At 62.4% G+C, this 23900-nt stretch carries 25 protein-coding genes; 6 read left to right on the top strand and 19 right to left on the bottom strand.

Annotation, left to right across the window (positions count from 1 at the left end):
• Positions 1-127: 127 nt before the first annotated feature.
• The 4 genes from ACFO3A_RS05825 to ACFO3A_RS05810 are packed head-to-tail and all read right to left on the bottom strand — an operon-like array spanning position 128 to position 3674.
• Entirely contained in the window at positions 128-616 is a 489-nt protein-coding gene (locus ACFO3A_RS05825; RefSeq protein ID WP_377724796.1) for a chemotaxis protein CheW, read from the bottom strand.
• A gap of 15 nt (positions 617-631) precedes the next feature.
• A complete protein-coding gene (locus ACFO3A_RS05820) occupies positions 632-2767 on the bottom strand; it encodes a chemotaxis protein CheW (RefSeq protein ID WP_377724794.1) in 2136 nt (711 codons plus the stop codon).
• Positions 2768-2810: 43 nt separating this feature from the next.
• Entirely contained in the window at positions 2811-3173 is a 363-nt protein-coding gene (locus tag ACFO3A_RS05815) for a response regulator (RefSeq protein WP_377724792.1), read from the bottom strand.
• Between the two features lie 48 nt (positions 3174-3221).
• Entirely contained in the window at positions 3222-3674 is a 453-nt protein-coding gene (locus tag ACFO3A_RS05810) for a hypothetical protein (RefSeq protein WP_377724790.1), read from the bottom strand.
• A gap of 118 nt (positions 3675-3792) precedes the next feature.
• Here ACFO3A_RS05810 and ACFO3A_RS05805 point away from each other — a divergent pair, with 118 nt between their 5' ends.
• Entirely contained in the window at positions 3793-4941 is a 1149-nt protein-coding gene (locus tag ACFO3A_RS05805; protein WP_377724788.1) for a hybrid sensor histidine kinase/response regulator, read from the top strand.
• Complete coding sequence (locus ACFO3A_RS05800; RefSeq protein WP_377724786.1) at positions 4919-5548, top strand: response regulator; 630 nt, start codon at positions 4919-4921, stop codon at positions 5546-5548. Before ACFO3A_RS05805 ends, ACFO3A_RS05800 begins: the two co-directional genes overlap by 23 nt.
• An 89-nt stretch (positions 5549-5637) precedes the next feature.
• Here ACFO3A_RS05800 and fliR read toward each other — a convergent pair whose 3' ends face one another.
• The 13 genes from fliR to fliF form a co-directional block, all read right to left on the bottom strand.
• On the bottom strand, positions 5638-6402 hold the full coding sequence (fliR, locus tag ACFO3A_RS05795) for a flagellar biosynthetic protein FliR (protein ID WP_377724784.1): 765 nt from the start codon (positions 6400-6402) through the stop codon (positions 5638-5640).
• Positions 6403-6428: 26 nt separating this feature from the next.
• A complete protein-coding gene (gene fliQ / locus ACFO3A_RS05790; protein WP_377724782.1) occupies positions 6429-6698 on the bottom strand; it encodes a flagellar biosynthesis protein FliQ in 270 nt (89 codons plus the stop codon).
• A 24-nt stretch (positions 6699-6722) separates the two neighbouring features.
• Complete coding sequence (gene fliP / locus ACFO3A_RS05785; RefSeq protein ID WP_377724781.1) at positions 6723-7469, bottom strand: flagellar type III secretion system pore protein FliP; 747 nt, start codon at positions 7467-7469, stop codon at positions 6723-6725.
• Positions 7469-7807 carry a FliO/MopB family protein gene (locus ACFO3A_RS05780; protein WP_377724780.1) on the bottom strand — a complete coding sequence of 113 codons (339 nt, stop codon included), beginning with the start codon at positions 7805-7807 and terminating at the stop codon, positions 7469-7471. The genes fliP and ACFO3A_RS05780 overlap by 1 nt, the downstream gene beginning before the upstream one ends.
• Positions 7800-8243: a flagellar motor switch protein FliN gene (gene fliN, locus ACFO3A_RS05775; protein WP_377724778.1), complete on the bottom strand. Its 444-nt coding sequence runs from the start codon at positions 8241-8243 to the stop codon at positions 7800-7802. The genes ACFO3A_RS05780 and fliN overlap by 8 nt, the downstream gene beginning before the upstream one ends.
• Entirely contained in the window at positions 8243-9238 is a 996-nt protein-coding gene (gene fliM / locus ACFO3A_RS05770) for a flagellar motor switch protein FliM (protein ID WP_377724776.1), read from the bottom strand. The genes fliN and fliM overlap by 1 nt, the downstream gene beginning before the upstream one ends.
• 20 nt (positions 9239-9258) lie before the next feature.
• Positions 9259-9810 (bottom strand): flagellar basal body-associated FliL family protein, encoded by a 552-nt coding sequence (locus ACFO3A_RS05765; RefSeq protein WP_377724774.1) that lies wholly within the window; start codon positions 9808-9810, stop codon positions 9259-9261.
• Between the two features lie 171 nt (positions 9811-9981).
• Positions 9982-11178 (bottom strand): flagellar hook-length control protein FliK, encoded by a 1197-nt coding sequence (gene fliK, locus ACFO3A_RS05760; protein WP_377724772.1) that lies wholly within the window; start codon positions 11176-11178, stop codon positions 9982-9984.
• A gap of 3 nt (positions 11179-11181) precedes the next feature.
• On the bottom strand, positions 11182-11646 hold the full coding sequence (locus ACFO3A_RS05755) for a flagellar export protein FliJ (protein ID WP_377724770.1): 465 nt from the start codon (positions 11644-11646) through the stop codon (positions 11182-11184).
• 26 nt (positions 11647-11672) lie between these two features.
• Positions 11673-13079 (bottom strand): flagellar protein export ATPase FliI, encoded by a 1407-nt coding sequence (gene fliI / locus ACFO3A_RS05750; RefSeq protein WP_377724768.1) that lies wholly within the window; start codon positions 13077-13079, stop codon positions 11673-11675.
• On the bottom strand, positions 13072-13890 hold the full coding sequence (locus ACFO3A_RS05745; RefSeq protein ID WP_377724766.1) for a FliH/SctL family protein: 819 nt from the start codon (positions 13888-13890) through the stop codon (positions 13072-13074). Before ACFO3A_RS05745 ends, fliI begins: the two co-directional genes overlap by 8 nt.
• A 21-nt stretch (positions 13891-13911) precedes the next feature.
• Positions 13912-14907 (bottom strand): flagellar motor switch protein FliG, encoded by a 996-nt coding sequence (gene fliG, locus ACFO3A_RS05740; RefSeq protein ID WP_377724764.1) that lies wholly within the window; start codon positions 14905-14907, stop codon positions 13912-13914.
• 38 nt (positions 14908-14945) lie between these two features.
• Entirely contained in the window at positions 14946-16637 is a 1692-nt protein-coding gene (fliF, locus tag ACFO3A_RS05735; RefSeq protein WP_377724762.1) for a flagellar basal-body MS-ring/collar protein FliF, read from the bottom strand.
• 197 nt (positions 16638-16834) lie between these two features.
• Here fliF and fliE point away from each other — a divergent pair, with 197 nt between their 5' ends.
• Positions 16835-17164 (top strand): flagellar hook-basal body complex protein FliE, encoded by a 330-nt coding sequence (gene fliE / locus ACFO3A_RS05730; RefSeq protein WP_377724760.1) that lies wholly within the window; start codon positions 16835-16837, stop codon positions 17162-17164.
• A gap of 256 nt (positions 17165-17420) precedes the next feature.
• Here fliE and htpG read toward each other — a convergent pair whose 3' ends face one another.
• Complete coding sequence (gene htpG, locus ACFO3A_RS05725; protein WP_377724758.1) at positions 17421-19382, bottom strand: molecular chaperone HtpG; 1962 nt, start codon at positions 19380-19382, stop codon at positions 17421-17423.
• The gene (locus ACFO3A_RS05720; protein WP_377724757.1) at positions 19379-19615 is read right to left on the bottom strand and encodes a hypothetical protein; all 237 of its coding nucleotides are present in this window, start codon (positions 19613-19615) and stop codon (positions 19379-19381) included. The genes htpG and ACFO3A_RS05720 overlap by 4 nt, the downstream gene beginning before the upstream one ends.
• Positions 19616-19639: 24 nt before the next feature.
• Here ACFO3A_RS05720 and ACFO3A_RS05715 point away from each other — a divergent pair, with 24 nt between their 5' ends.
• From ACFO3A_RS05715 to ACFO3A_RS05705, 3 genes are all read left to right on the top strand, one after another.
• Entirely contained in the window at positions 19640-21922 is a 2283-nt protein-coding gene (locus ACFO3A_RS05715) for a TonB-dependent receptor (RefSeq protein WP_377724756.1), read from the top strand.
• 107 nt (positions 21923-22029) lie between these two features.
• A complete protein-coding gene (locus ACFO3A_RS05710; RefSeq protein WP_377724754.1) occupies positions 22030-22710 on the top strand; it encodes a Fe2+-dependent dioxygenase in 681 nt (226 codons plus the stop codon).
• A complete protein-coding gene (locus ACFO3A_RS05705; protein WP_377724753.1) occupies positions 22707-23840 on the top strand; it encodes an alpha-hydroxy acid oxidase in 1134 nt (377 codons plus the stop codon). The genes ACFO3A_RS05710 and ACFO3A_RS05705 overlap by 4 nt, the downstream gene beginning before the upstream one ends.
• The last annotated feature ends 60 nt before the right edge of the window (positions 23841-23900 follow it).

The raw sequence follows: 23900 nt of genomic DNA, 5'->3' as shown, positions 1-23900 counted from the left end.
CCGACTGTGCAGCCGAGGGCGTAGAACGATCAAATTGGCGCATGAACTCCACCTACTACTGCAATCATCTGCAGTACCGACGACCTCTTAACCCCACTTACAGAAGAAAGCCTTCCGCCCTCCCGATTTATTCGGCGGATGCCACCAGCCCCATGTCCACGTTGGACATGAGTTTTTCAATATCCAACAAGATAAGCATCCGCTCCCCCACCGATCCCAGGCCAAGAATGCAGGAGCTATCAATGGCGCTCTCGATATCCGGTGCCGGGCGAATAGCGTCCGATGCCAGCTCCATCACATCGCTGACCGAGTCCACAACAATGCCAACGACCCGATTGCGCAAATTCAGGATAATCACCACCGTGAAACTGTTGTACTCGACTTTGGAGCAATTGAATTTAAGCCGCATATCAACGATAGGAACAATCGTGCCGCGCAGATTCACGACGCCCCGGATGAATTCAGGCGCATTCGCAATACGTGTGGGCTGTTCATACCCACGAATTTCCTGCACCTTGAGAATATCAATACCATACTCCTCTTCCCCCAATCGGAAAGTAAGATACTCGCGCGTACCAGAAGCTGTATTTTCTGTATTTTTACTTAACGTTGCCATTTCTGATCCCTTGCTTTATCGAGATTTACGTACCAGACTGCTGGTATCCAGAATAAGTGCCACAGTACCATCCCCCAGAATAGTGGCACCAGATACGTTTTGCACCTTCCGGTAATTGCTTTCCAAATTCTTGACCACCACCTGATGCTGGCCCAATAATTCATCCACCAACAAAGCCACCCGGCTGCCGTCAGATTCAATAACCACCATGATATCGCTGCGTTTATCGCCTTCGGCACGCGGTACGCCAAAGACGCGCTCCAGCTCAATCACGGGCATATATTCATCGCGCACCTTCACCAGTTGCGAACCTTGGGTGACGGTGCTGACGTCGGCAGGATTGACCTGGAAAGACTCCACCACCGAGGACAACGGCAGGATATAAACTTCCTTGCCCACGCCGACGGACATGCCGTCCATGATCGCCAAGGTCAGCGGCAGGCGAATGGAGACGCGCATCCCCACCCCTTCGACGGAATCGATCTCCACCGAGCCATTGAGCGCAGCGATGTTCTTGCGCACCACGTCCATGCCGACGCCACGGCCCGAGACATCGGTCACCTGCTCTGCCGTCGAGAAGCCTGGCGCAAAAATCAGCATCCAGACTTCGCTGTCGGGCATGTTGTCCGAGACGTCGATGCCACGCTCGCGGGCTTTTTTCAGCAATTTCTCCCGGTTCATGCCACGGCCATCGTCCCGCACTTCAATGACGATCGAACCGCCCTGGTGCGAGGCCGACAGGGTCAGCGTCCCCTGGTCGCTCTTGCCGACTTTGAGGCGCTCTTCGGGCAGCTCAATGCCGTGATCCAGGCTGTTGCGCACCAAGTGCGTCAAGGGGTCGGTAATCTTCTCTACCAGACCTTTGTCCAGTTCGGTGGCCTCGCCTTGCGTGACCAGATTGATTTTCTTGCCCAGCTTGTTCGCCAGATCACGCAGCATCCGGGGAAAGCGGCTGAATACCGTGGACATCGGAATCATCCGGATGGACATGACGGCTTCCTGCAAATCCCGGGTATTGCGATCCAGATCGGCCAGGCCCGCGAGCAATTGCTGGTTGGCGGTGGGATCCAGGGTCTGACTGTTCTGCGCCAACATGGCCTGAATGATGACCAGCTCTCCGGCCAGATTGATCAGCTGGTCGACCTTCTTCACATCCACGCGAATACTGGTCGATTCCATCTGCGCCATGTTCGGGCGAGCAGCCGCCTTGGCGGCGGCTGGCTTGGGAGCGTCGCCGTCATGGGCTGAACCACCTGCACCGGGTGCCCCCGGGGCACCATCGAAAATCCCATAAGGCTGGACATGGTCGATGGCGGCCTCGGCCAGACCGGCATCCGGATCATCGAGGCCCACCGGTTGCCCCGCCGGCGCAGCAGCCTGAACCGCGACGTCACGTTCCAGAATCTGCACCTGCTCCTTGCTGACGTGGAACACCATCAAGTCGAGCAGATCGTCATTGCTCGAATGGGTTTTCACCAAGAACAAGCGGTACTGCGGCTCGTCGCACGGCTGGTCCTCGATACTGCCCAGTCCGGGGATGTCGCGGAACAGCTCTTTGACGGCATCCACGGACTCCAGGCTATCCACCGGGCCGATCTTGAGCTGCAACACCCGCTCTGCATTTCCTGCCGCCGGAGCAGGCACAGGCATTTCCGGCACGGCGACGACCGGCGTAGCCACGGGGGGCGGCGGAGCGGCCACGACCGGCTGTGGGGCAGCGGAAGCAACGGGGCCATTGCCCGCAGCCAGTTCGACGATGCGCTGAACCAGATCGGCTGTCGGCATGGCCTCGCCTGTATCGCCGGCCTGGTGGCGAGCCAACAGGCTGCGCGAGGCGTCGGCAGACTCCAGCAGCACATCCACCATTTCGGGAATAGGCGTGATTTCATGGCGCCGCAGCCGGTCGAGCAGCGATTCCATCTTGTGTGTTAGTTCCGCGACATCGGTAAACCCGAAGGTTGCCGAACCGCCCTTGATGGAATGCGCACACCGGAAGATGCCGTTGAGCTCTTCGTCATTGGCCTGCGTCAAATCCAGATTGAGCAGCATTTGCTCCATCTGATCCAGGTTCTCTGCGGCCTCTTCAAAAAAGACCTGATAAAACTGGGTCAGGTCGAAATCGCCATCAGATCCGCCATGGGTATCTGCCATATTTAAACTCCTTGAACGCCGCAGTTGCCAAGCACGTCAGCGCTTAGCGAATCACTTTCTGGATGACCTCAATCAAACGATTGGGGTCGAAAGGTTTGACCAGCCAGCCCGTTGCTCCAGCAGCACGGCCAGCCTGCTTCATCTGGTCGCTGGACTCGGTCGTCAGAATCAGGATGGGGGTTTGTTTGAAACGGGGGTTTTCACGCAGCCGTTTGGTCAGGCCGATCCCGTCAAGGCGGGGCATGTTCTGGTCGGCCAGCACCAGGGCAATCTGGTGTTCTTCGGCCTTTTCCAAGGCGTCCACGCCGTCTACGGCCTCGACCACCTTGTAGCCTGCCCCGGTCAGGGTGAAGGACACCATTTTGCGCATGGATGGTGAGTCATCAACAGTGAGGATAGCGTGCATGTACAAACTCCAGCAGTAGGGGTGTTTAGGTAATTCTGTGCTTACAACTCAAAACAGCTCGATCGAGCCAACGTCCATCTCGCTTTGCGTCACCGGGTTGGGACGTTCGGGCATGATGGGCTCGATGGGCAGCTCCAGCTCATCCTCATCGCGCTCCATCGTCTCTGCCGACAAGCGAAAGGCACAGCCCTGCAGTACCTGGGTGGTGTGCCAGATCAGCTGGGTGGCCATGTCGTGAAACTGCAATTCCGTCACCGCACTGCGCAGGGCAGTGCGGGCCGCTTCCAGCTCTGCGGTATCGCGTCCCAGTTCGGCCCCGTCGTTGAGCAGGCCGCTGGCTTCGGCAAAGCGTTCCATCAGATTTGTCGTGGCATGGTCCAGAAGGCCAATCAGACGCTGCAGATCACGCATCACGACCAGCAAGGAATCTTGCAATTCGGCCGCAACCATGACTGGCACCTGTACGACAGGCTCAGCGGATGGTATTTGCGTTTCTTGCATGACTTCTCCAGGGTTGGGGGACATAGTGTGGCTGTCCTCGTTTTTTTTCGGTAGGGGGCCGCACAATGCGCCCCATGCAGAAACTCCAGCGTTGCTCAATTATTTCAAAATGTCTCCAATGATAGCGTCCCTGCAGGGAAAAACTTTGGCAGAACAACCATTGCAGCTCTTGCACCTGGAAGATTGCCCTGCCGATCACAAACTGCTGCAGCACAGCCTGCGCCAGGCAGGGATAGTCTGCCGCATCCGCTGGGCCGACAATCTGCAGGATTTCACTACTGAGGTTAGTACCAACACCTTTGACGCCATTGTTGCCGACTACTACCTGCCCGGTTTCACCGCCATGCACGCCTGGCAGGTGCTGCAACAGCAGCCTGCGGGAGCGCAGACGCCGTTCATCCTGCTGTCCGGGGCCATTGGGGAAACGGCTGCGGTGGAGGCCATTCAGCAGGGGGTGGCCGACTACGTCCTGAAAGATGCCATCGTGCGCCTGCCCCATGTGCTGACCCGCGCCCTGGAGATGGCCGAAGCACGCCGCACCAAGGCGCAGGCCCTGCAGGAGCTACAAAACTCGCAGCAGCAGCTGGCAGCCCTGACCGAACACCTGCAGGCATCGATCGAGCAGGAACGCGCCAGCATTGCCCGGGAGATTCACGACGATATCGGCGGCGCCCTGACGGCGGTGAAGTTCGACCTGTCGTGGATGGTGCGCAACGCCCACAACCAGGCGGGCGTGCTGGAGCATGGCCAGGCAGCGCTGCAGATGCTGCAGCACGCCCTGGGCGCCAGCCAGCGCATCATGATGAACCTGCGCCCGCCGGTACTCGATCAGGGGCTGGTAGCTGCCGTGCAGTGGCTGGCGCAGAGCTTTTCCCAGCGCACCCAGATTCCGGTGCAATGGGTCTGCCCGCACACCCGGCTGGACGAGGTCGGCCCGGCCCTGCAGGTCGTCGCCTACCGCACGGCCCAGGAGGCACTGACGAACATCAGCAAATACGCCCAGGCCAGCCAGGTGACGATCGAGCTGGCCTGCGACAGGGATTTTCTGACCGTGGAAGTGCGCGATAACGGCTGTGGCATCAGCGCAACAGCCCGGGCCAAGCCCAAAGCCTTCGGCCTGCGCGGTCTGGCCGAGCGGGCCCGCACCGTGGGCGGCTGGCTGGACGTGAGCAGCCAGCCCGGGACGGGGACGAGCATCATCGTTTCGCTACCATTACACCCCCCGGACTGCGAAGGAGACGAGATTGATCCACGTTGTACTGTGTGACGACCATGCCGTGCTGCGCCGCGGCATCCGCGACACCCTGGCTGAGGCGGTGGACATCCGCGTCACCGGCGAAGCCGGCAATGCCACGGAGCTGCGCGAACTGCTGCACAGCGCCGCCTGCCAGGTGCTGCTGCTGGACATCGACATGCCGGGACGCAACGGCCTGGAAGTGCTGGCCAGCGTGCGCGAGAGCCACCCGCACATCCGCGTCCTCATGGTTTCGATGTACCCGGAAGACCAGTACGCGCTGCGCTGCATCAAGGCCGGCGCCCAGGGCTACGCCAACAAATCGGGTGATCCGCTGCAACTGGTCGAGGCCGTGCGCACCGTCCACAGCGGACGCAAATACCTGACGGCAGAAGTGGCACAAATGCTGGCCGACAGCCTGGCCCACCCGACGCAGCAGGCGGCGCACATGGCGCTGTCCGAGCGCGAAATGCAGACATTGCAAAAAATTGCAAACGGCAAGCGCCTGACCGATATTGCGCAGGAGCTGATGCTCAGTCCGAAAACCGTCAGCGTCTACCGCGCCCGGGTGCTGGAGAAATTGCAGCTGGCCAACAATGCGGAACTGACGGTGTACGCCATCCGCAATCAGCTTGTCTGAAAAGATAGCTTATCCCGCTTGCCAATCAACAAATTCAGATAGATTAATCGCCGAATCCATTGCCAATCAAGCGCAAGCAGCTCTGTTTTTTATACACCAAACACGACAAACGCCCGCTCCAGCAGGCGGAAAAACGGCTGCTCCATGACCGGCAGCGTCGCGGTAATGCCCACCATGCCCAGCGTCAGCGTGATGGGGAAACCCACCGCAAAAATATTCATCTGCGGAGCGATGCGGGTGATCACCCCCATGGTCAGGTTCACGAACAGCAGCAGCCCCATCATCGGCAAGGCAATCCACAGCGCACTGGCAAACAGGGCGCTGCCCAGCTCGTGCAGCCGCATCTGCGCGACGGCATCGAGAAAATGCCCGTCCACGGGAAACACCTCGAAGCTCTTGAGCACGGCCATCAGCACAAAGATGTGGCCGTTGACCGCAATGAAGAACAGGGTGAAGGTCTGCACCAGGAAGCGCGAAACCGCACTCAGCTGGCCGCCGCTGACCGGATCGAAAAAGGAGGCGAAGTTCAGCCCCATCTGCAACCCGATGGCCTCGCCCGCCATCTCCATCGACGCGATGATGAGCCGGGCGGCAAACCCCACGGACAAACCGATCCCCACCTGCTGGATCGCTACCGTCACGGCCTGCGGAGCATTCACCGCAATCACCGGCTGGCCGGCCAGCGTGGCTTGCGCCCCCAGGGCGATCACCAGGGCCATGCCGACCTTGTAGCGCATCGGCATCGCCCGCTGCGAAAACACCGGCGCCACGGAAAACAGTGCCAGCACCCGCAAAAAGGGCCAGATGACGGGCGAGAGCCACGCCATGATCTGAGCTTCGGAAAAACCAATCACACTCGCCGCCCGGCCTGGCCCCGCTGCTAACCCAGCGCCATCGGGATGTTCTCGAAGGTGCGGCGGATGAAATCAACAACGATGCTGATCATCCACGGCCCGGCGACCAGGAACACGATCACCGCCGCAATCATCTTGGGCACGAACGACAACGTGTTTTCATTGATCTGCGTGACGGCCTGAAAAATACTCACCACCAAGCCCACCACCATGACCGTCAGCAGCACGGGCAGCGACACCATCAGCAGCAGCGACAGCGCTTCGCGGGCAAAGGTCAGGACGGATTGGGGGGTCATGGCTGCACTCCTGCGCTCGATGGCCTACGTGGCGAAACTGGCGGCCAGCGAGCCGACGAGCAGATTCCAGCCATCTGCCAGCACGAACAGCATCAGCTTGAACGGCAGCGCCACCAGCACCGGCGAGAGCATCATCATGCCCAGCGACATCAGCACCGAAGCGACCACCATGTCGATGACCAGGAAGGGAATGAAGATCATGAAGCCGATCTGGAACGCCGTTTTCAGCTCGCTGATGACGAACGACGGCACCACCACCCGAAACGGCGCCTCCTCGATCGACGTGCCCTCGGGCAGCTTGGCCAGACGGGCAAACAAGGCGTAATCGGACTGGCGCGTCTGGCGAATCATGAAGGCCCGCACGGGCGCCTCGGCCCTGGGCAATGCCTCTTCAAAGCTCAAGGTGTTTTCGCTGAAGGGCTTGTACGCATCGGTGTAGACCTTGTCCAGCGTCGGCCCCATGACAAACAGCGTCAGGAACAGCGACAGGCCGATCACCACCTGGTTGGGCGGGGACGATTGCGTCCCCAGCGCCTGGCGCATCAAGCCCAGCACGATCACGATGCGCGTGAAGCCGGTCATCATCAGCAGCACGGCGGGCAGAAACGACAGTGCCGTAAAGAACAGCAGCGTCTGAATCGGCACCGAAAAGCTGTTGTTGCCATTGCTGCCGACCATCAGCGGCAGGCTGGGCGCGGCCTGCGCCCACGCCAACGCCGGCAGCACGCCGACCGCCAATAATCCCAGAGATCTTGCCCAGCGCATCGCCATCAATCCTTGCCCTGTTCGGTGACCAGTGCCTGAGCGAAATCCGCCGTGGCCCCTGACGATGCTGCGGGCGCATCGGGCAACACATGCAGGCACTGGATGCTCTGCGCCGTCACCCCCAGCACCAGGCACGCCATGGCGTCCCCGCGTTGCACCTGCACCGTCACCACCCGCTGCCCGGGCCCAATGGCCACAGCCCCCAGCACCTGGGTCTGCACCTGCACCACGCCCTGGGTCACCTGGCGGCGCAGCTGCCAGCGGCGCAGTCCCCACGGCAAAGCGGCCATGGCAATCACCATGGCCACCAAAACCAGCAGGGAGGTACTCAGACTGTCAGCCACGGCTGACGCGGCGCAGGCGCTCCGAGGGCGTGACCACGTCGGTCAGGCGGATACCGAACTTGTCGTTCACCACCACCACCTCGCCCTGGGCGATCAGATAACCATTGACCAGAACGTCCATCGGCTCACCGGCCAGGGCATCCAGCTCCACGACCGAACCCTGGGCCAGCTGCAGGATGTATTTGATCGGCACCTTGGTACGCCCCAGTTCGACCGACAACTGCACCGGGATGTCCAGCACCATGTTGATGTCGTTGACCGGCACTTCCGCCCCGGCTGGTGCGTAGGCGCTGCTGGGCGTCCCGGTCAGCGGCCCGCCCTGCTCGGCGTCCAGCGTCGTCGTGCCATCCACCTGTTTCTGCTCTTCCAGAGCTTCGGCCCAGTCCGAAAACGGATCGTCGCCGCCTGGGGTGTCGTTGTTCTGGTCTATCGCCATTATTTCTCTCCGGTCCAACTGGACTCCACACTGCGCAGACACTGCTCAATGCGGATTGCGTATTTGTTATTGTGGGTGCCATATTGGCACTCAAAGATAGGAACTCCCCCGATGAAGGCACGAATGCGCGGCTCGCGCACCAGCTCGATGAAGTCGCCGGGCTTCATCGCCAGCAACTGCTCGACCGACGCATCCGCGCGGGCCAGCTCGGCCACCAGGGTGACTTCGGCAGACTGGATTTCCCGTGTCAGCACCTTCACCCACCGGCGATCGACTTCCATCGAGTCGCCCTGGGTGGATGAATACAAAATATCACGAATCGGCTCCATTGTTGCGTACGGCATACAAATATGGATGGAGCCGGAAACGTCGCCAATTTCCAACTGGAATGCGGTGGACACCACGATCTCGCTGGGAGTGGCGATATTGGCGAACTGCGGCTGCATCTCCGAACGCTGGTAGGCCAGCTCCAGCGGATAGATGCCGTTCCAGGCTTTTTTGTACTCTTCGCTGATCACATCGACCAGACGGTTGATGACGCGCTGCTCGGTCGCGGAAAAATCACGCCCCTCGATGCGCGTCTGCAACCGCCCGGCACCGCCGTACAGGGTGTCGATGATGCCGAACACCAGCGAGGGCTCGCAGACCACCAGGCCATTGCCGCGCAAAGGCCGGATGCCGACGATATTGAAATTGGTCGGCACCGCCAGACGGCGCAAAAAAGCGCTGTAACGCTGCACGCTGACGTTGCTGACGGAGATTTCCGGGCTGCGCCGGATGAAGTTGAACAGACCGATGCGAAAGTTGCGGGCAAAACGCTCGTTGACGATCTCCATCGTCGGCATCCGCCCGCGCACAATGCGCTCCTGGCTGGAAATGTCGTAATTGCGAAACGATCCCTCTTCCGCCTCGGCAACATCCGTTTTCTGGCTCTCGCCCGTCACCCCTTCCAAGAGGGCATCGACTTCTTCTTGCGACAGGAAAGAATCACTCATGACAACCGCTCCAGGTTCAATTACTGGATGATGAAGCTGGAAAACAGCACCCGGCGAACCGGATTGGCCGGTTTGCGGCGCGGTGCATCATCGAACTCCTCATCTTCGTCATCACTGGCGCGGGCACGCTTCTGCCCGGCCGCCAAGGGACGTGCCACCTCTTCCCGAATGGCGGCCGCCAGCTGCTCCTTGCCTTCGCGGCCCAGCAAATCTTCCGCCGTATGCTGCGAAACCAGACGCAAGATCCCGTCCCGAATGCTGGGCATGTACTGCTTGACCTGATCGGCCACCTTTTCGTCCCGCAGCTCCAAGGTGATTCCCAACTGGATGAAGCGATCTCCGCCGGGGTCGGCCAGGTTCACGACCAGATTTTCCAGCGGCAAAAAGGTCGGCACGACGACGACGGCCGCCTTGGCGCTATCGTCCGCATCCTCGTTCCGTTGCTGGTTCAGCATCAGCAGCGCCCCGGCAGCCGCCACCACCAACAGAACCACAATGGCACCAATCACAATTAATTTTTTTCCGCTCTTTGCTGGCGGTTTATCGCCTGCTACCGCATCAGAAGTTGCCACGTTGGTTTCCTTGTTTGAACCGACTCATCCCCACCAACACAGGGTTGGGGTTTCATTCATAGGGGGCGGATTTTCTCTATTTACTACCAAAGTGACAAATCATAGCCAAATTAAGCCAAAGTTCCGGGGTGGATACTTGCCAGCACGCTTGATTTCTCTGCCGTCACCGGTTTAAGCATACACATTCAAGCGCCCGTTCGATGGCAGAGACTGCGCGGGGGCCTGTGCCGCAGGAACCTCTTCCACGACGACCCGTCCCTGGCGCGACTGCCCCCACGCCGGGGCCTCCTGGCCCTGGCCCTGCCGGGCATCCGGCTGAACCTGGGCATCGGCCAGGGCCAGTCCCTGCTGTGCCAGCAAATCGCCCAGTTGGTTCAAGCCCGCATCCAGAAGCTGGCGCAGATCCGCCTGGTCAGAGCGGAAAACCACGTGCGCCTCATTGCCCCGCATATGCACCTGGACACGCACAGGCTGGCCATCGCGCTGCAACAGCACCTCGCCGCGCTGCTGGTCGCCTTTCAGCCAGAAGCGCAAGTCTTCCTGCTGCTGCGGCTCGGCATCGTTTTGCGCATGTTCGCTGGCGGTGGCGGCCTGCACCGCCTGCTCGGTCAAACGGTGCGGGCTGGCACCCACGGCCAAGCCCCCCGGCACGGTGCCGTCATGGCGGCCCTGGTCGGCTTGTTCCTGGGCCGGCCCGGCCCCCTTGGTGCCCAGCCACTGTGCAGCCCACTGCCCAATCTGCCCAGCCAGCGCCGCCACAGGCGCCGCCGCTGCGGGCGAAACCAGCTGCCAGACCCCGGTTTGCAACACGACCCGGCCGGCCTCCGCATCGGAGGCGGCCTCCTGCTGAACTGCCGCACCGCCCATGGCCTGCGCATCGTCCGCAGCCTGCTCCAGCTGGGTCAGTTGCGCATCCGCAGCAATGGCCTGAGCGGCCGGTGGTGGCGCTGCGGCATCCCGGCCCTGCGGCTGCACCCCGAGCGCCACAATCGGCACGTCCCCGGCAGAGCGGCCCGCCGCTGGCATGGCCGAGGACAAGGCGGCTGCATGGGCGGCAAAGCTGCCGTCACGCTGGGCCCGATCGGCCTGGGTATCCAGGCGCAAGGTCTGCCCAACCAGGCTGTGCATATGCTCCAGCCCCAGGACGGCACCGGGTGCCAGCAGGGCAGCATCGGCATCGGCTCCGCTGGCCAGGTCTTGCCCGCCATCCCCGCTCTGCTCCGCGACCAGGCGGGCAAGCCCTTGCAGCAACTGTTCAAAAGGCACTGCCGAGTCCTCGCCGGCCGGCGATTTCTTGTCCACCGCAGCCGCCGAAGCCTTGCCCGCAGCCGCCGTAGCGGACAACGTGGAGGAGGAAGTGATCGTCATGGCCTAAACCTCCTGAAACTGCATGCCAAAGGTGCGTCCGATGAATTGCAGCGCCGCTCGCTCATCGGTTTGCTTCTGCTCGCGCCGCTGCTGGGCCAGCGCCATGTCGCGGCGGCGCATCTGCACGACTTTTTCCAGGCTGGACAAGCGCAGCTCGGTGGTCATCAGCGCATGTTGGGCCGCTTGCAGGCGCAGCTCCTGGTCGCGCATGACCCGGGTCTGGAGTTCCACGGCGTGCTGCAGGCGCTGCATGAACTGGTCATGGTGGTACATCACCTCGGGCTTGAACTGGGCGCCTTCCTGGGCGCCCCAGCGCTGCTGCATTTCCTGCATGTAAGACTGCAGCTGGTCCATCTGGGCCTGGGCTGCAGCGTGGGATTGCTGGCGCTCGCGCAGCACCTGGCGGGCTTCGTCACGCTTGCGTGTTGCCAGTTCAATGGCAACCATCAACGCATTCAATGCAGACATAACCACCCCTTTCCGTCTTCGTCATTTCAAGCAGCGGGGGCCAGCACCGCTGCCATATCCGCAAGGCTTTGCTCCATCGGCGCGGCCTCGAACATGGTTTGTTGGAGAAACTTGCTCATATTTGGTTGCAAGCGGATGGCCTCGTCCACTTGCGGGTCGGAGCCATTCACGTAAGCCCCTACTTGTATCAAATCTTTACTTTTTTGATAGCACGAATAGACGGCTCTAAACCGCCTAGCTAACTCGAAATGCTCGCGCGAGACCACGTTGTGCATCACCCGCGAGGCCGATTGCTCGATATCGATGGCCGGATAGTGCCCCTGCTCGGCCAGGGCGCGGGAAAGCACGAAGTGCCCGTCCAGAATCGCCCGCGAGGCATCGGCGATCGGGTCCTGCTGGTCGTCGCCTTCGGACAGCACGGTATAGAACGCCGTGATGGAGCCGACACCGTTCAGGCCATTGCCGCTGCGCTCGACCAGCCCCGGCAGCTTGGCGAAGCAGGACGGCGGGTAGCCCTTGGTTGCGGGCGGCTCGCCGATCGCCAGGGCGATCTCGCGCTGCGCCTGGGCGTAGCGGGTGAGCGAATCCATGAGCAGCAGCACATGCTTGCCCTGGTCGCGGAAATACTCGGCAATCGCCGTCGCGTAGCTGGCCCCTTGCATCCGCAGCAACGGCGGTGCATCGGCCGGTGCCGCCACCACCACGGCGCGGCCACGGTCCTGGGCGCCCAGAATGTCCTCGACGAACTCCTTGACCTCGCGGCCCCGCTCGCCGATCAGGCCCACCACGATGATGTCGGCCTGGGTGTAACGGGCCATCATGCCCAGCAGCACGGATTTGCCCACGCCCGAACCGGCAAACAGCCCCAGGCGCTGCCCGCGCCCCACGGTCAGCAGGCTGTTGATGGCCCGCACGCCGGTATCCAGGCTCTCGCGCACCGGGGCACGCTCCATGGCATTGAGCGGCTCGCGTTCCAGCTCACGGGCCTGCACGTCACGCAAGTCGCCGCCATGGTCCAGGGGGATGCCCTGGGAATCGACCACCCGGCCCAGCAGGCCATCGCCCATGGGCAAGCGCAGCACCCCGGGCGCCATGTCCGGCACTTCGGTATCGCCCAGGCGCAACGGCGGAATGAACGGCTGCGCCGGTGTCACCGTGGCGCCGCAGGACAGGCCCTGGATATCGCCCGCCGGCATCAGAAAGGCCCGGTCGCCGGCAAACCCGACCACCTCGGCCAGCACCGGCTCCTGCCCCGGCATTTGCAGATGGCACTGCGCCCCGACCGGCGCCCGCAGGCCCGATGCTTCCAGCACCAGCCCGGTCAGCCGCGTCAGGGTGCCGTGGCTGGGCAGCGGCAAGGGCTGGCGCAGCCGCGCACTGCCCTGTTGCAGCAGGGCTTGCAGTTGTCCGGCCATATCCGTTGTTTCAGCCATGCTGTGCCCCTTCGTACCAGGTGGACACCAGGCCCAGCGCAGCCACCGCCCGCTGCCAGCGTTTTTCCAGGCTGCCGTCCACCTGGGCGCCCTGGCTTTCCACCAGGCAGCCGCCGGGCGGCACGCCGGCATCCTGCAGCCATTCGATCTTGGGATTGGGCAGAGCGGCGCGGATATGCGGCTCCAGCACCTGCCAGTCGTCCGGGTGCAGGCGCACCACGGCGGGTTTGGTTTCCGCACCCAGCATGTCCAGGGCCTCGCGCAGCACCGGCATCAGCGCCTGAGGGTTGGTGCGCAGTTCCTGGCGCACCACCTGGCGGGCAATGTCGCAGGCCAGTTGCAGCAAATCCGGCGCCACCTGCTGTTGCAGGCCCTGGATGCCGTTTTGTGCCTGGTGGACGATTTCCGTCAGGCGCTGCCCTTGCTCCCGGCCCTGGTTGTTCTGATAGTCCTGCATCCGCTGCTGCCACTCCTGGGCGGCCTGCTGGTGCCCTTGCTCCAGACCCTGCTGGTAGGCCTCCTGACGGGCTTGCTCCAGCAGGTGCTGCACGGTTTCCTCGTCCATCCCGGCGGGCTGGGGCGGCGAGTCCTCCTGCACTGCCTCCACCGCCTGGGCGTCTTCTTCCATGGCCGGGTCGGACGGGTGTTCGCTCATCAGCGGGTGGAGCTGCTCGGAGGTATCCGGCGGCAGCGCCTCGCCCCCCAGGCCGCCCAGGCCGACATCGCCAAAGCGCCAGACGCGCACCTGACCGGCCGGCAGCTCCTCGCTGGGAATGAAACGCGCTTTGGAATAGGGGGTGTTGCCTGCCATGTCCGCTTCCTGACCTTCCTGTTAGACGAATGCGTCTTCGGCACCGCCGCCGATGGTGATCTGCTGCTCGTCGGCCAGACGGCGCACGATCTTCAGCACTTCCTTCTGCTGCGCTTCCACTTCGGACAGGCGCATCGGGCCGCGCCCTTCCAGGTCTTCCTTGAGGGCTTCGGCCGCCCGCTTGGACATATTGGCCAGAATCTTGTCGCGCACTTCCATCGAGCCGCCTTTCAGCGCCACGATCAGCGTCTCGGACGCCACCTCGCGCAGCACCAGTTGCAGCGACGGGCCGTCGAGCTTGACGAGGTCGTCGAAGACGAACATCTTGTCCATGATCTTCTGCGCCAGATCCGCGTCGTAATTGCGGATGGTGTCCAGCACCGCCACGTCGGCATTGCCGCCCAGCAGGTTGAGCATTTCCGCAGCGGTCTTGACCCCGCCCAGCGAGGTCTTGCGAATCTTGTCGCCCCCGGCCAGCACCTGGTACAGCACCTCGTTCAAATCCTTCAGGGCCGAGGGCTGGATGCCTTCCAGCGTCGCCACGCGCAGCATGACTTCGCTGCGCATCCGCTCGGGCAGCTGCATCAGGATGGCAGCCGACTGCTCGTACTCCAGATGCACCAGGATGGCCGCGACGATCTGCGGGTGTTCGTTGCGCAGCAGTTCGGCCACGGAAACCGGGTCCATCCATTTCAGGCTTTCGATGCCGGAGACATCGCCGCCCTGCAGGATGCGGTCCAGCAGCAGCGAGGCCTTGTCGTCGCCCAGGGCACGGCGCAGCACGGACTTCACGTAGTCGCTGGCATCCTCGACCAGCAGACTTTGCGAGGCGCAATCGTCCGTGAAACGGGCGACCACGAAGTCCACCTTCTCCTTGGTCACACCGCGCATCCGGGCGATGGTTTCGCCCAGCTTCTGCACTTCCTTGGGGGAGAGGTGCTTGAACACCTCGGCTGCCTCTTCCTCCCCCAGGGACATCAGCAAGATGGCAGCATCATTCAAACCACGGTCGTCCATATTCAGCTCTTTATGTTCGTCATGCCACGGCCAGGGTGTTAGGCCTCGGCGCCATTGACCCAGGTTTTGATAATGTTGGCCACCGCAATCGGGTTCTGCTTGGCCAGTGCCCGCGCCTGGTCGAGGCGGATCTGTTCGGGCGGCAGTTCACCCGGTTTCTGCGGCAGGGCGGGGCGTTCCAGCTCCTCGGCTTCCAGCAGGTCGAGCTGGGCCTGCATCTCCTTCTTGCGGCGGCTCTTGACCAGGGGCCGCACCACGCCAAACATCAGGATCAGCGCCGCCAGCACAAAGCCCACGGGCCAGCCAATGGTCTTGACCATTTCGATCGTCTCGGGCTGCTGCCACACCGGCAAGTCCGAAGCCAGACGCGGCGCGGCCTGGAACGGAGTGTTCATCAGGTTCACCGAGTCGCCGCGCTCAGCGCTGAAGCCGATCGTCTCGCGCACCAGCGCCAGCATCTGCGCCTGCTGCTGCTCGGTCATCGGCTGGGGCGTGGCCACGCCACCGGCCTCGGCCGGGGTGCCGGGCAGGTAATTGACCACCACCGCCGCCGTCATGCGCTTGATGCCGCCGGTGCTGTTGCGGGTGACGCGCACCGTCTTGTCCACCTCGTAATTGGTGACCACCTCGCGCTTGCTGCCCGGGATTTCCATGAAGTCGCGCTGGCGCTCCTCGGCCGAGCGCAGCGGCTGCGCCTGCCCGTTGATCGGCGCAGCGGCCACCTGCGGCGGCTGGTTGGTCGTGGCGCCGGGGACGCCGGTGGGCGGCAGGTCTTTCGGCGCTCCGGTGCTTTCCAGCATCTGCTGGCTGCGAATGGCGCTGCTGGCCCGCTCGCCCTGGTTGGGCGCGTGCAGTTCGGAGGTCGATTCGGACTGCGAGAAATCCAGCTCCGCCGTCACCTGCGCCTTGACGTTGCCGGCACCGACCACCGGTTCCAGAATGTCCAAAATGCGCTGCACGTACTGCTTTTCCAGTTGCTGCTGGTACATCAGTTGCTGGAGATCGACCGGGCTGTTCTGGCCGTCCGGCTCCTGCGAGAGCAGCTTGCCGCTTTCATCCAGCACGCTCACGCTGCTGGGCGCCAGTTCCGGCACGCTGGAAGCGACCAGATGCACGATGCCCGCGATCTGCGTGCGATCGAGCATCCGCCCCGGAAAGAGGTTCACGATCACCGAGGCCGAAGGCTTCTGCTGCTCGCGGAAAAAACCGTTCTGGTTGGGCAGCGCCAGATGCACGCGGGCATCCTGCACCGCCGACAGGCCCTGGATGGAGCGCGTCAGCTCCCCTTCCAGCGCCCGCTGGTAATTCACCCGCTCCTGAAACTGGGTGATGCCGAACTTGCTGTTGTCCATCACCTCGAACCCGGCAATCGAGCCTTTGGGCAGCCCCTGCGTGGCAAGTTTGAGCCGCGCATCGTGAACCTTGTCGGCGGGCACCAGAATCGCGCCGCCGCCCTCGGTGTAGCGGTAGGGCACGTTCATCTGCGTCAATTGCGCGACGATGGCCCCCGCATCCTTGTCCGACAGGCTGGAGAACAGCACCTTGTAATCCGGCTGGCGGGCAAACAGCGCTGCGGCTACCACCGCCACCACGGCCAGGGCGGCCAGACCGCCCCAGCGCATGCGCTGGCTGCGATCCATCTGGTTGAAGCGCTGCTGGAGCGAGACGCCAGGTGCGCCGGCAACGGCAGGAGGATTCTGAGCGAGAGGTACTTCAGCGACGGCGGACATATTGTTTTTCCCAACAGAGTTCAAGAGCTGGCACGCAGCCCAAGGTGCAGTCGATTATTCGGATTTGTCCTGCCGCCATTCACACGATAAGGCGCCCCTTTGCCCACTTATTTCCGCCGCTGGCGCACCCCCTGAATGCTTACGATTGCGGCCAAGTTAGCTATTTCCTGCGTCCATTTTTCCCGAGGGAGTCCACCATGGATCTGCGTATTCAGAACACCCAAAGCGCCTTGTCCGCCCTGCGCGGCACCACCGATGCCGCCGCCCGCCTGACCAAACCCCTGCAATCCGCCGAGGCCGAAGGGCACGGCTTCGGCTCCGCACTGGAAAACGCCCTGCGCTCGGTCAGCGCCGCACAAAATCACTCCAGCCACCTGCAACGCGAAGTGCAGCTGGAAAACCCCGCCGTCAGCCTCGAAGAAACCATGGTTGCCATGCAGAAGGCGCAAATCGGCTTCCAGGCCACGCTGCACGTGCGCAACCGTCTGGTGCAGGCTTACACCGACGTGATGAACATGCAGGTCTGACCTGCCGCTGCCTTTTTCCCCTTTCCCTTCTTGATGCCGCTGTGCCAGCTCCTGGGCAGCGGTTTTTTTTGACTTGTTATTCTTTAAGGAGCTTCTACCGCTGACAAATAAAGGATTTCAAATATGTTTTATATGGAAATCGTTTATTTATCATCGGAAGAAGCTTCTTATTAAATAGCACATGACCGTAAAAAAACCTGCCGTGGCACGCCAGGGCAGGTTTTTCGATTCCGGTTTCAGTTCCGGTTCAGGCCCATCAGACCAGCAGCGCATTCACCCGCTTGACGTAGGCCGCCGGGTCTTCCAGGTGCCCGCCTTCGGCCAGCAGCGCCTGGTCGAACAGGATGTGCGCCAGGTCGTGGAAATGCACGCTGCCGTCCAGCTTCTTCACCAGCGCGTGTTCCGGGTTCACCTCCAGCACCGGCTTGCTGCCGGGCACGTCCTGCCCGGCCTGCTTCAACATGCGGGCCAGCTGGCTGCTCATGTCGCCGTCCTGCACCACCAGGCAGGCGGGCGAATCGACCAGGCGGGCGGTCACGCGCACGTCCTCGGCCTTGTCCTTCAGCGCCTCTTTCAGCTTGGCCAGCAGGGGCTTGAAGGCTTCGGCGGCTTCCTCGGTGGCTTTCTTTTCGTCCTCGTCCTGGAGCTTGCCCAGGTCTACCGCACCCTTGGCCACGCTTTGCAGCGGCGTGCCGTCGAAGTCTTGCAGGTAGTTCAGCGCCCACTCGTCCACGCGGTCGGTCATCAGCAGTACCTCGATGCCCTTTTTCTTGAACACTTCCAGCTGCGGGCTGTTCTTGGCGGCCGCCAGGGTGTCGGCGGTGATGTAGTAGATGGCTTCCTGCCCCTCCTTCATCCGTGCCTTGTAATCGGCAAAGCCCACTGTCGGTGCATCGCTGGTGGTGGAGGCAAAGCGCAGCAGCTTGGCGATGCGCTCGCGGTTGGCGAAGTCCTCGCCCAGCCCCTCTTTCAGCACCGGGCCGAACTCGGCATAGAAGCGGGTGTACTTGCCTTCCTTGGCCTTGTCCTCCTCGCTGACCACGTCGGTTACGTTGTCGGCATTGCCGTCGGCATCGGCAGCCGCATCGTGTTTGTCGTGGCGGGCCAGGTCTTCCAGCATCGACAGCACGCGCTTGACCGAACCGTCGCGGATCAGGCGCACGTCGCGGCTTTCCTGGAGCAGCTCGCGGCTGACGTTCAGCGGCAGGTCGGCGGAGTCGATCACGCCTTTCACAAAGCGCAGGTACTGGGGCAGCAGCGCCTCGGCGTCGTCCATGATGAACACGCGCTTGACGTACAGCTTCACGCCCGCGTGCTTGTCGCGGGTATACAGGTCGAACGGCGCCTTGGCCGGGATGTAGAGCAGCTGCGTGTATTCCGAATTGCCCTCCACCCGGTTGTGCGCCCAGGCCAGCGGGTCTTCGTGATCGTGGCTGATGCTTTTGTAGAACTCCCGGTACTGCTCGGCGCTGATGTCCTTCTTGGCCCGCGTCCACAGGGCGCTGGCCTTGTTCACGGTTTCCCATTCGCCGGTTTTCACCATGCCGCCGGGTTCGCCCTCGTTCGCGCCTTCCTTCCATTCCTCTTTTTCCATCAGGATGGGCAGGCTGATGTGGTCGGAGTATTTGCTGACCAGTTGCTTGAGCTTCCAGGCGTTCAGAAACTCCTGCTGGTCTTCGCGCAGGTGCAGGGTGACGCTGGTGCCGCGCTGCGTGCGGGTGATGGTCTCGGTCACGAAGTCGCCCGTGCCGGTGCTTGTCCAGCGCACGCCCTGCGCCTCAGACAGCCCGGCGCGGCGCGATTCCACGGTGATCTTGTCGGCCACGATGAAGCCCGAGTAAAACCCCACGCCGAACTGGCCGATGAGCTGCGCATCCGACTTCTGGTCGCCCGAAAGCTGCTCCATGAACGCCTTGGTGCCGCTCTTGGCGATCGTGCCCAGGTGGTCGATGGCCTCCTGCTCGCTCATGCCGATGCCGGTGTCGGTAATCGTCAGCGTTTTGGCAGCGGCATCGAAGGACAGGCGCACTTCCAGATTGGGCTGGTCACCGTACAGGCTGGCATCGCCCAGCGCCGCAAAGCGCAGCTTGTCGCAGGCGTCCGAGGCGTTGGACACCAGCTCGCGCAGGAAGATTTCGGGGTTGGAATACAGCGAATGGGTGACCAGGTGCAGCAGTTGCGCCACTTCTGCCTGGAAGGAATGGGTATGTTGACTCATAAGGTGTAACTCAGCAAAAAAAGCGCCGACCCCGCGTCGGCAACGCCGCTGCAATTAGGGGCGGCATGCCGCATTTCAAGGGCCGCCCCGCCAGGGCCATCCGTTGCCAAGAAGCAACAATATTGATATAGATAAAGGCAATCATTCTTATTAATGAATAAAATTTGCAGCGGGACTGCGCCTTTTTCCAGGGCGCTTTTCAAGGTGCCTTTGGTGGAGCAGTCTCGTTTCATCCATCTCTCCAACCCATCCCACCCATGTCAGAAAACCGCAAACCCGGCCTGCACTGCGAACTCACGCAACTGGCCTTAGCTGCTGGTTTGACCCTGGTCAGCGCCAATGTCCTGGCGCAATCGGCCCCGGCCACCAACACCCTCTCCACCGTCACCGTCACAGGCGAAACCAGTGCGATGAAAACCGACACTGCACCGTCGGGCAAATTCACCGCGCCGCTGGTCGATACGCCCAAGACCGTGCAGGTCATTACCGAGGAAGTCCTGCAACAGACTGGCGCAACCAGCCTGCAAGACGCCTTGAAAGCCACCCCCGGCATCACCTTCGGCAATGGCGAAGGCGGCAACCCCACCGGCGACCAAGCCTTCATCCGTGGCATGGATGCGCAAGCCAGCACCTTCGTCGACGGCATGCGCGACATCGCCGCCGGCACGCGCGAAGTGTTCAACCTGGAAGCCATCGAAGTCATCAAAGGCGCTGATTCGGCCTACGCCGGGCGCGGCGGTGCGGGCGGCTCGATCAACCTGTCCACCAAAAAGGCCAAGAACGAGAACTTCCTCAAGGCCGACGTGGGTCTGGGCACCGACAGCTACAAGCGTGCCACGCTGGACTTGAACCGCAAGCTGTCCGACACCGTGGGCCTGCGCCTGAACGCCATGGCGCACGACGCCGACGTGCCGGGCCGCAACGGCCCCGAAAACAAACGCTGGGGCATTGCCCCCACCGTGACCTTCGGCATGGGCACGCCCACCGAAATCACCCTGGGCTGGCAGCACCTGCAAACCGATGATGTGCCTGATGGCGGCATCCCCTACCGCTGGAGCAACACCCAAGCAGCCAACCTGCCCGGCGGCAGCACGGTGCGCCCGGAATACGGCAACAGCCGCAAAAACTGGTACGGCCTGGACAACCGCGATTTCCAGAAAGAAAAAAGCGATTTATTCACGGCTTCGGTCGAACACAAATTCAGCGACACCAACAAGCTGCGCAACACCCTGCGCTATAGCAAGTCCACGCAGGACTATGTCTGGACGCAGCCGGACGACAGCAAGGGCAACGTCGATAAAGGCTTTGTCTGGCGCCGTGGCAACTTCCGCGATTCGGAAACCACCACCTTGCAAAACGTGACCGAATTCACCGGCCAGGCACAAACCGGCAGCGTGGGGCATAGCTTTGCGGTGGGCTTAGAACTGGCGAAAGAAAAGGCCGACATTCGCTCTGGGGCCATTCAAGACAATGCCACCAGCAATTGCACTGCCGTTACCCCCTGGTGCGCAGACTTGAACAACCCCAACAGCGGTGCCAATTGGCAATATGCCTGGGTAAAAGGCCGCACCACAACCAACAAAATTGACACGGTAGCCTTGTATGGCTTCGATACGCTGAAGCTCAACGAACAATGGCTGCTCAATGGCGGCCTGCGGGTGGATCACTACAAAGTCTCCACCGCCGCGCCCCAATATACCCACCCCATTACCGGCAACACGACAGCAGCTTTAGATCAATCACGCACGGATACCCTCTTCAACTACCAACTGGGTGTGGTCTATAAGCCTGCCCGCAATGGCAGTATTTATGTGAATTTGGCCAGTGCATCGCGCCCTGGCGGCTCCTCGCTGGGCAATGGCAACGAAGACCTGGGCATCACCACGGACGCCCTGGCCGATCTGCAACCCGAAAAAACCCGCTCCATCGAGCTGGGCACCAAGTGGGATGTGCTGAACAACCACCTGGGCCTGACCGCCGCCATCTTCCGCAATGAAGTGACCAATGTCCGCATCACGGAAAACGGCATCACCTACATGGGCGGCAACAAGGTGGTGAACGGCATCGAACTGGGCTTTACCGGCAGCGTGCTGCCGGGCCTGGACGTATTTGGCGGCTACACCTATATGGATAGCAAGCAAAAAGATGCAGGGCAGACCTGCTCGGGCACGCCATTAGTCTGTACGTCCTCAACCTCGAACGGCCAGCCCTTCCAGAACACGCCCAAGCACAGCTTCAGCCTGTGGACCAGCTACAAGCCCATGTCCAAACTGACCCTGGGTCTGGGTGTGTACGCACAAAGCAGCGTGAACGCCTCGTACATCCGTAGCACCGTCGATGGCGGCATCGTGACCAAGGGTGCCAGCGGTTACGCCCGCTACGACGCCATGGCCAGCTACCAGTTCACGCCGAACATGGCGCTGCAACTGAACCTGTACAACCTGACCGACAAGGTGTATTACACCGGCGTGCGTTCCCCGCACTACGCCAACATCGGCGCTGGCCGCTCCGCAGTGGCCACGCTGAAGATCGCCTACTGAAGCTGACCTGCGTCAGCCCCCACGCACAAACCCCGCAGCCCTGCCTGGGCGGCGGGGTTTTTTGCGCAAACAATAATCGTTTCCATCATTCATCCTTGACCACCGCCATGCTGCTGCGTATCCCTGCCCTGCTCACTCCCGAAGAAGTCGCCACCTGCCGCCAGACCCTGGAACAAGCCCAGTGGGAAGATGGCCGCGCCACCGCCGGCCATCTGGCCGCGCAGGTGAAACAGAATCTGCAACTGCCGCTGGCCAGCGCCGAAGCCAAAACCCTGGGCGAGTTCGTGCTGGACAAACTGGCCCGCAATCCCCTGTATCTGGCCGCCGCCCTGCCGGTAAAGGTGCTGCCCCCGCGCTTCAACCGCTACGAAGGCGGCGGCACCTATGGCAACCACATCGACAACGCGCTGTTCGTCATTCCCGGCACGGCGACCAAGCTGCGCACCGATGTCTCGACCACCGTGTTTTTCAGCAACCCCGACGAATACGAGGGCGGCGAACTGATCGTGGAAGACACTTTCGGCCAGCAAAGCGTGAAGCTGGCGGCGGGCGATGCCATCGTCTACCCCGGCACCAGCCTGCACCGGGTGAACCCCGTCACCCAAGGCACGCGCTACGCCTCGTTTTTCTGGGCGCAAAGCCTGATTGCCTCGGCGGAAAAGCGCCGCCTGCTGTTCGATCTGGACCAAAGCATCCAGTCCCTGAGCGCCGATTGCCCGGAGCATCCGAAAATCTCCGCCCTCTCCGGCACCTACCACAACCTGCTGCGCATGTGGTCGCAGACATGAGCGCGGCATTGAACATCCTGGGCCAGCCGGTGCAGCCTGCGGCCAACCAGATTCCGGCGCACATCGCCAGCCTGCCCGACTACGAGCAGCAGGCCCGCCACCACATCGAAGCCAGCGCCTGGCAGCACATCCAGGGCGGGGCCGACCAGCAGCTCACCCTGGCGCACAACCGCGCCGCCTTCGATGCGCTGCGCCTGGTGCCCCGGCCCTTGGCCGATCTGAGTGGCGCCCACACGCGCCAGATGCTGCTGGGCCAGCCGCTGGAGCATCCGATCCTGCTGGCTCCCGTGGCCTACCAGACCCTGGCACACCCGGAAGGCGAACTGGCCAGCGTGCGTGCCGCCACGGCCTTGCAGGCAGGAATGCTGGTCAGCACCTTGAGCAGCCACACACTGGAGGCCATCGCCCAGGAGGCGCAGCACGCCCGCCACGCCTTGCAGCGGCGCGGCCCGCTGTGGTTCCAGCTCTATTCCCAGGCCGAGCGTTCGCACACGCTAGAGCTGGTGCAGCGGGCCGAAAGCGCAGGCTACGAAGCCATCGTCTGGACGGTGGATGCCAGCATCAAGCGCTCCGGCTTTGCCCTGCCGCCGGGCGTGGCCGCTGCCAATCTGCGCCATGTGCCCAGCCGCCAACAGGCCGGCAGCATCGACGGCCCGCCGCTGTTCGGCACGCCCCTGGCGCAGCAAGCGCCCACGTGGGACGAGCTGCGCTGGCTGCGGGCGCACACGCGCCTGCCCTTCATCCTCAAAGGCGTGCTGCACCCGCAGCAGGCACGGCAAGCGGTGGATTGCGGGGTGGATGCGCTCATCGTCTCCAACCACGGCGGACGAGTGCTGGACGGCGTGGTCAGCCCCATCGAGGCGCTGCCCGCCATTGCCGCTGCCGTGCAAGTGCCGCTGCTGCTGGACAGCGGCGTGCGCTGGGGCACCGATGTGGTCAAAGCCCTGGCCCTGGGCGCCAGCGCCGTGCTGGTAGGCCGCCCGCAACTGCACGCCCTGGCCTGCGCCGGGTGGCTGGGTGTGGCGCACATGCTGCACCTGCTGCGCGGCGAACTGGAGCTGGCGATGGCGCAACTGGGCTGCGCCACGCTGGAGGAAATCGGGCCGGATGTGTTGTGGCGAAACACCTAAAACAAGAGCTGTTGCCGCGCTAAAAATAAGGGTTTCAGATATTTTTTTATCTGAAACCCT

It is taken from the genome of Comamonas nitrativorans, assembly GCF_042654765.1.
GTDB lineage: Bacteria > Pseudomonadota > Gammaproteobacteria > Burkholderiales > Burkholderiaceae_C > Comamonas > Comamonas nitrativorans.
The sequence above is the reverse complement of the archived record's forward strand: the minus strand, read 5'-3'. Positions and strand labels throughout refer to the sequence as shown.

Excerpts from the sequence above, each read along its gene's own strand:
- ACFO3A_RS05825 (WP_377724796.1), bottom strand. The coding sequence starts at position 616 with ATGGCAACGTTAAGTAAAAATACAGAAAATACAGCTTCTGGTACGCGC.
- ACFO3A_RS05820 (WP_377724794.1), bottom strand. The coding sequence starts at position 2,767 with ATGGCAGATACCCATGGCGGATCTGATGGCGATTTCGACCTGACCCAG.
- ACFO3A_RS05815 (WP_377724792.1), bottom strand. The coding sequence starts at position 3,173 with ATGCACGCTATCCTCACTGTTGATGACTCACCATCCATGCGCAAAATG.
- ACFO3A_RS05810 (WP_377724790.1), bottom strand. The coding sequence starts at position 3,674 with ATGCAAGAAACGCAAATACCATCCGCTGAGCCTGTCGTACAGGTGCCA.
- ACFO3A_RS05805 (WP_377724788.1), top strand. The coding sequence starts at position 3,793 with ATGATAGCGTCCCTGCAGGGAAAAACTTTGGCAGAACAACCATTGCAG.
- fliQ (WP_377724782.1), bottom strand. The coding sequence starts at position 6,698 with ATGACCCCCCAATCCGTCCTGACCTTTGCCCGCGAAGCGCTGTCGCTG.
- fliP (WP_377724781.1), bottom strand. The coding sequence starts at position 7,469 with ATGGCGATGCGCTGGGCAAGATCTCTGGGATTATTGGCGGTCGGCGTG.
- fliN (WP_377724778.1), bottom strand. The coding sequence starts at position 8,243 with ATGGCGATAGACCAGAACAACGACACCCCAGGCGGCGACGATCCGTTT.
- fliM (WP_377724776.1), bottom strand. The coding sequence starts at position 9,238 with ATGAGTGATTCTTTCCTGTCGCAAGAAGAAGTCGATGCCCTCTTGGAA.
- fliK (WP_377724772.1), bottom strand. The coding sequence starts at position 11,178 with ATGACGATCACTTCCTCCTCCACGTTGTCCGCTACGGCGGCTGCGGGC.
- ACFO3A_RS05755 (WP_377724770.1), bottom strand. The coding sequence starts at position 11,646 with ATGTCTGCATTGAATGCGTTGATGGTTGCCATTGAACTGGCAACACGC.
- fliI (WP_377724768.1), bottom strand. The coding sequence starts at position 13,079 with ATGGCTGAAACAACGGATATGGCCGGACAACTGCAAGCCCTGCTGCAA.
- ACFO3A_RS05745 (WP_377724766.1), bottom strand. The coding sequence starts at position 13,890 with ATGGCAGGCAACACCCCCTATTCCAAAGCGCGTTTCATTCCCAGCGAG.
- fliG (WP_377724764.1), bottom strand. The coding sequence starts at position 14,907 with ATGGACGACCGTGGTTTGAATGATGCTGCCATCTTGCTGATGTCCCTG.
- fliF (WP_377724762.1), bottom strand. The coding sequence starts at position 16,637 with ATGTCCGCCGTCGCTGAAGTACCTCTCGCTCAGAATCCTCCTGCCGTT.
- fliE (WP_377724760.1), top strand. The coding sequence starts at position 16,835 with ATGGATCTGCGTATTCAGAACACCCAAAGCGCCTTGTCCGCCCTGCGC.
- htpG (WP_377724758.1), bottom strand. The coding sequence starts at position 19,382 with ATGAGTCAACATACCCATTCCTTCCAGGCAGAAGTGGCGCAACTGCTG.
- ACFO3A_RS05720 (WP_377724757.1), bottom strand. The coding sequence starts at position 19,615 with ATGAAACGAGACTGCTCCACCAAAGGCACCTTGAAAAGCGCCCTGGAA.
- ACFO3A_RS05715 (WP_377724756.1), top strand. The coding sequence starts at position 19,640 with ATGTCAGAAAACCGCAAACCCGGCCTGCACTGCGAACTCACGCAACTG.
- ACFO3A_RS05710 (WP_377724754.1), top strand. The coding sequence starts at position 22,030 with ATGCTGCTGCGTATCCCTGCCCTGCTCACTCCCGAAGAAGTCGCCACC.
- ACFO3A_RS05705 (WP_377724753.1), top strand. The coding sequence starts at position 22,707 with ATGAGCGCGGCATTGAACATCCTGGGCCAGCCGGTGCAGCCTGCGGCC.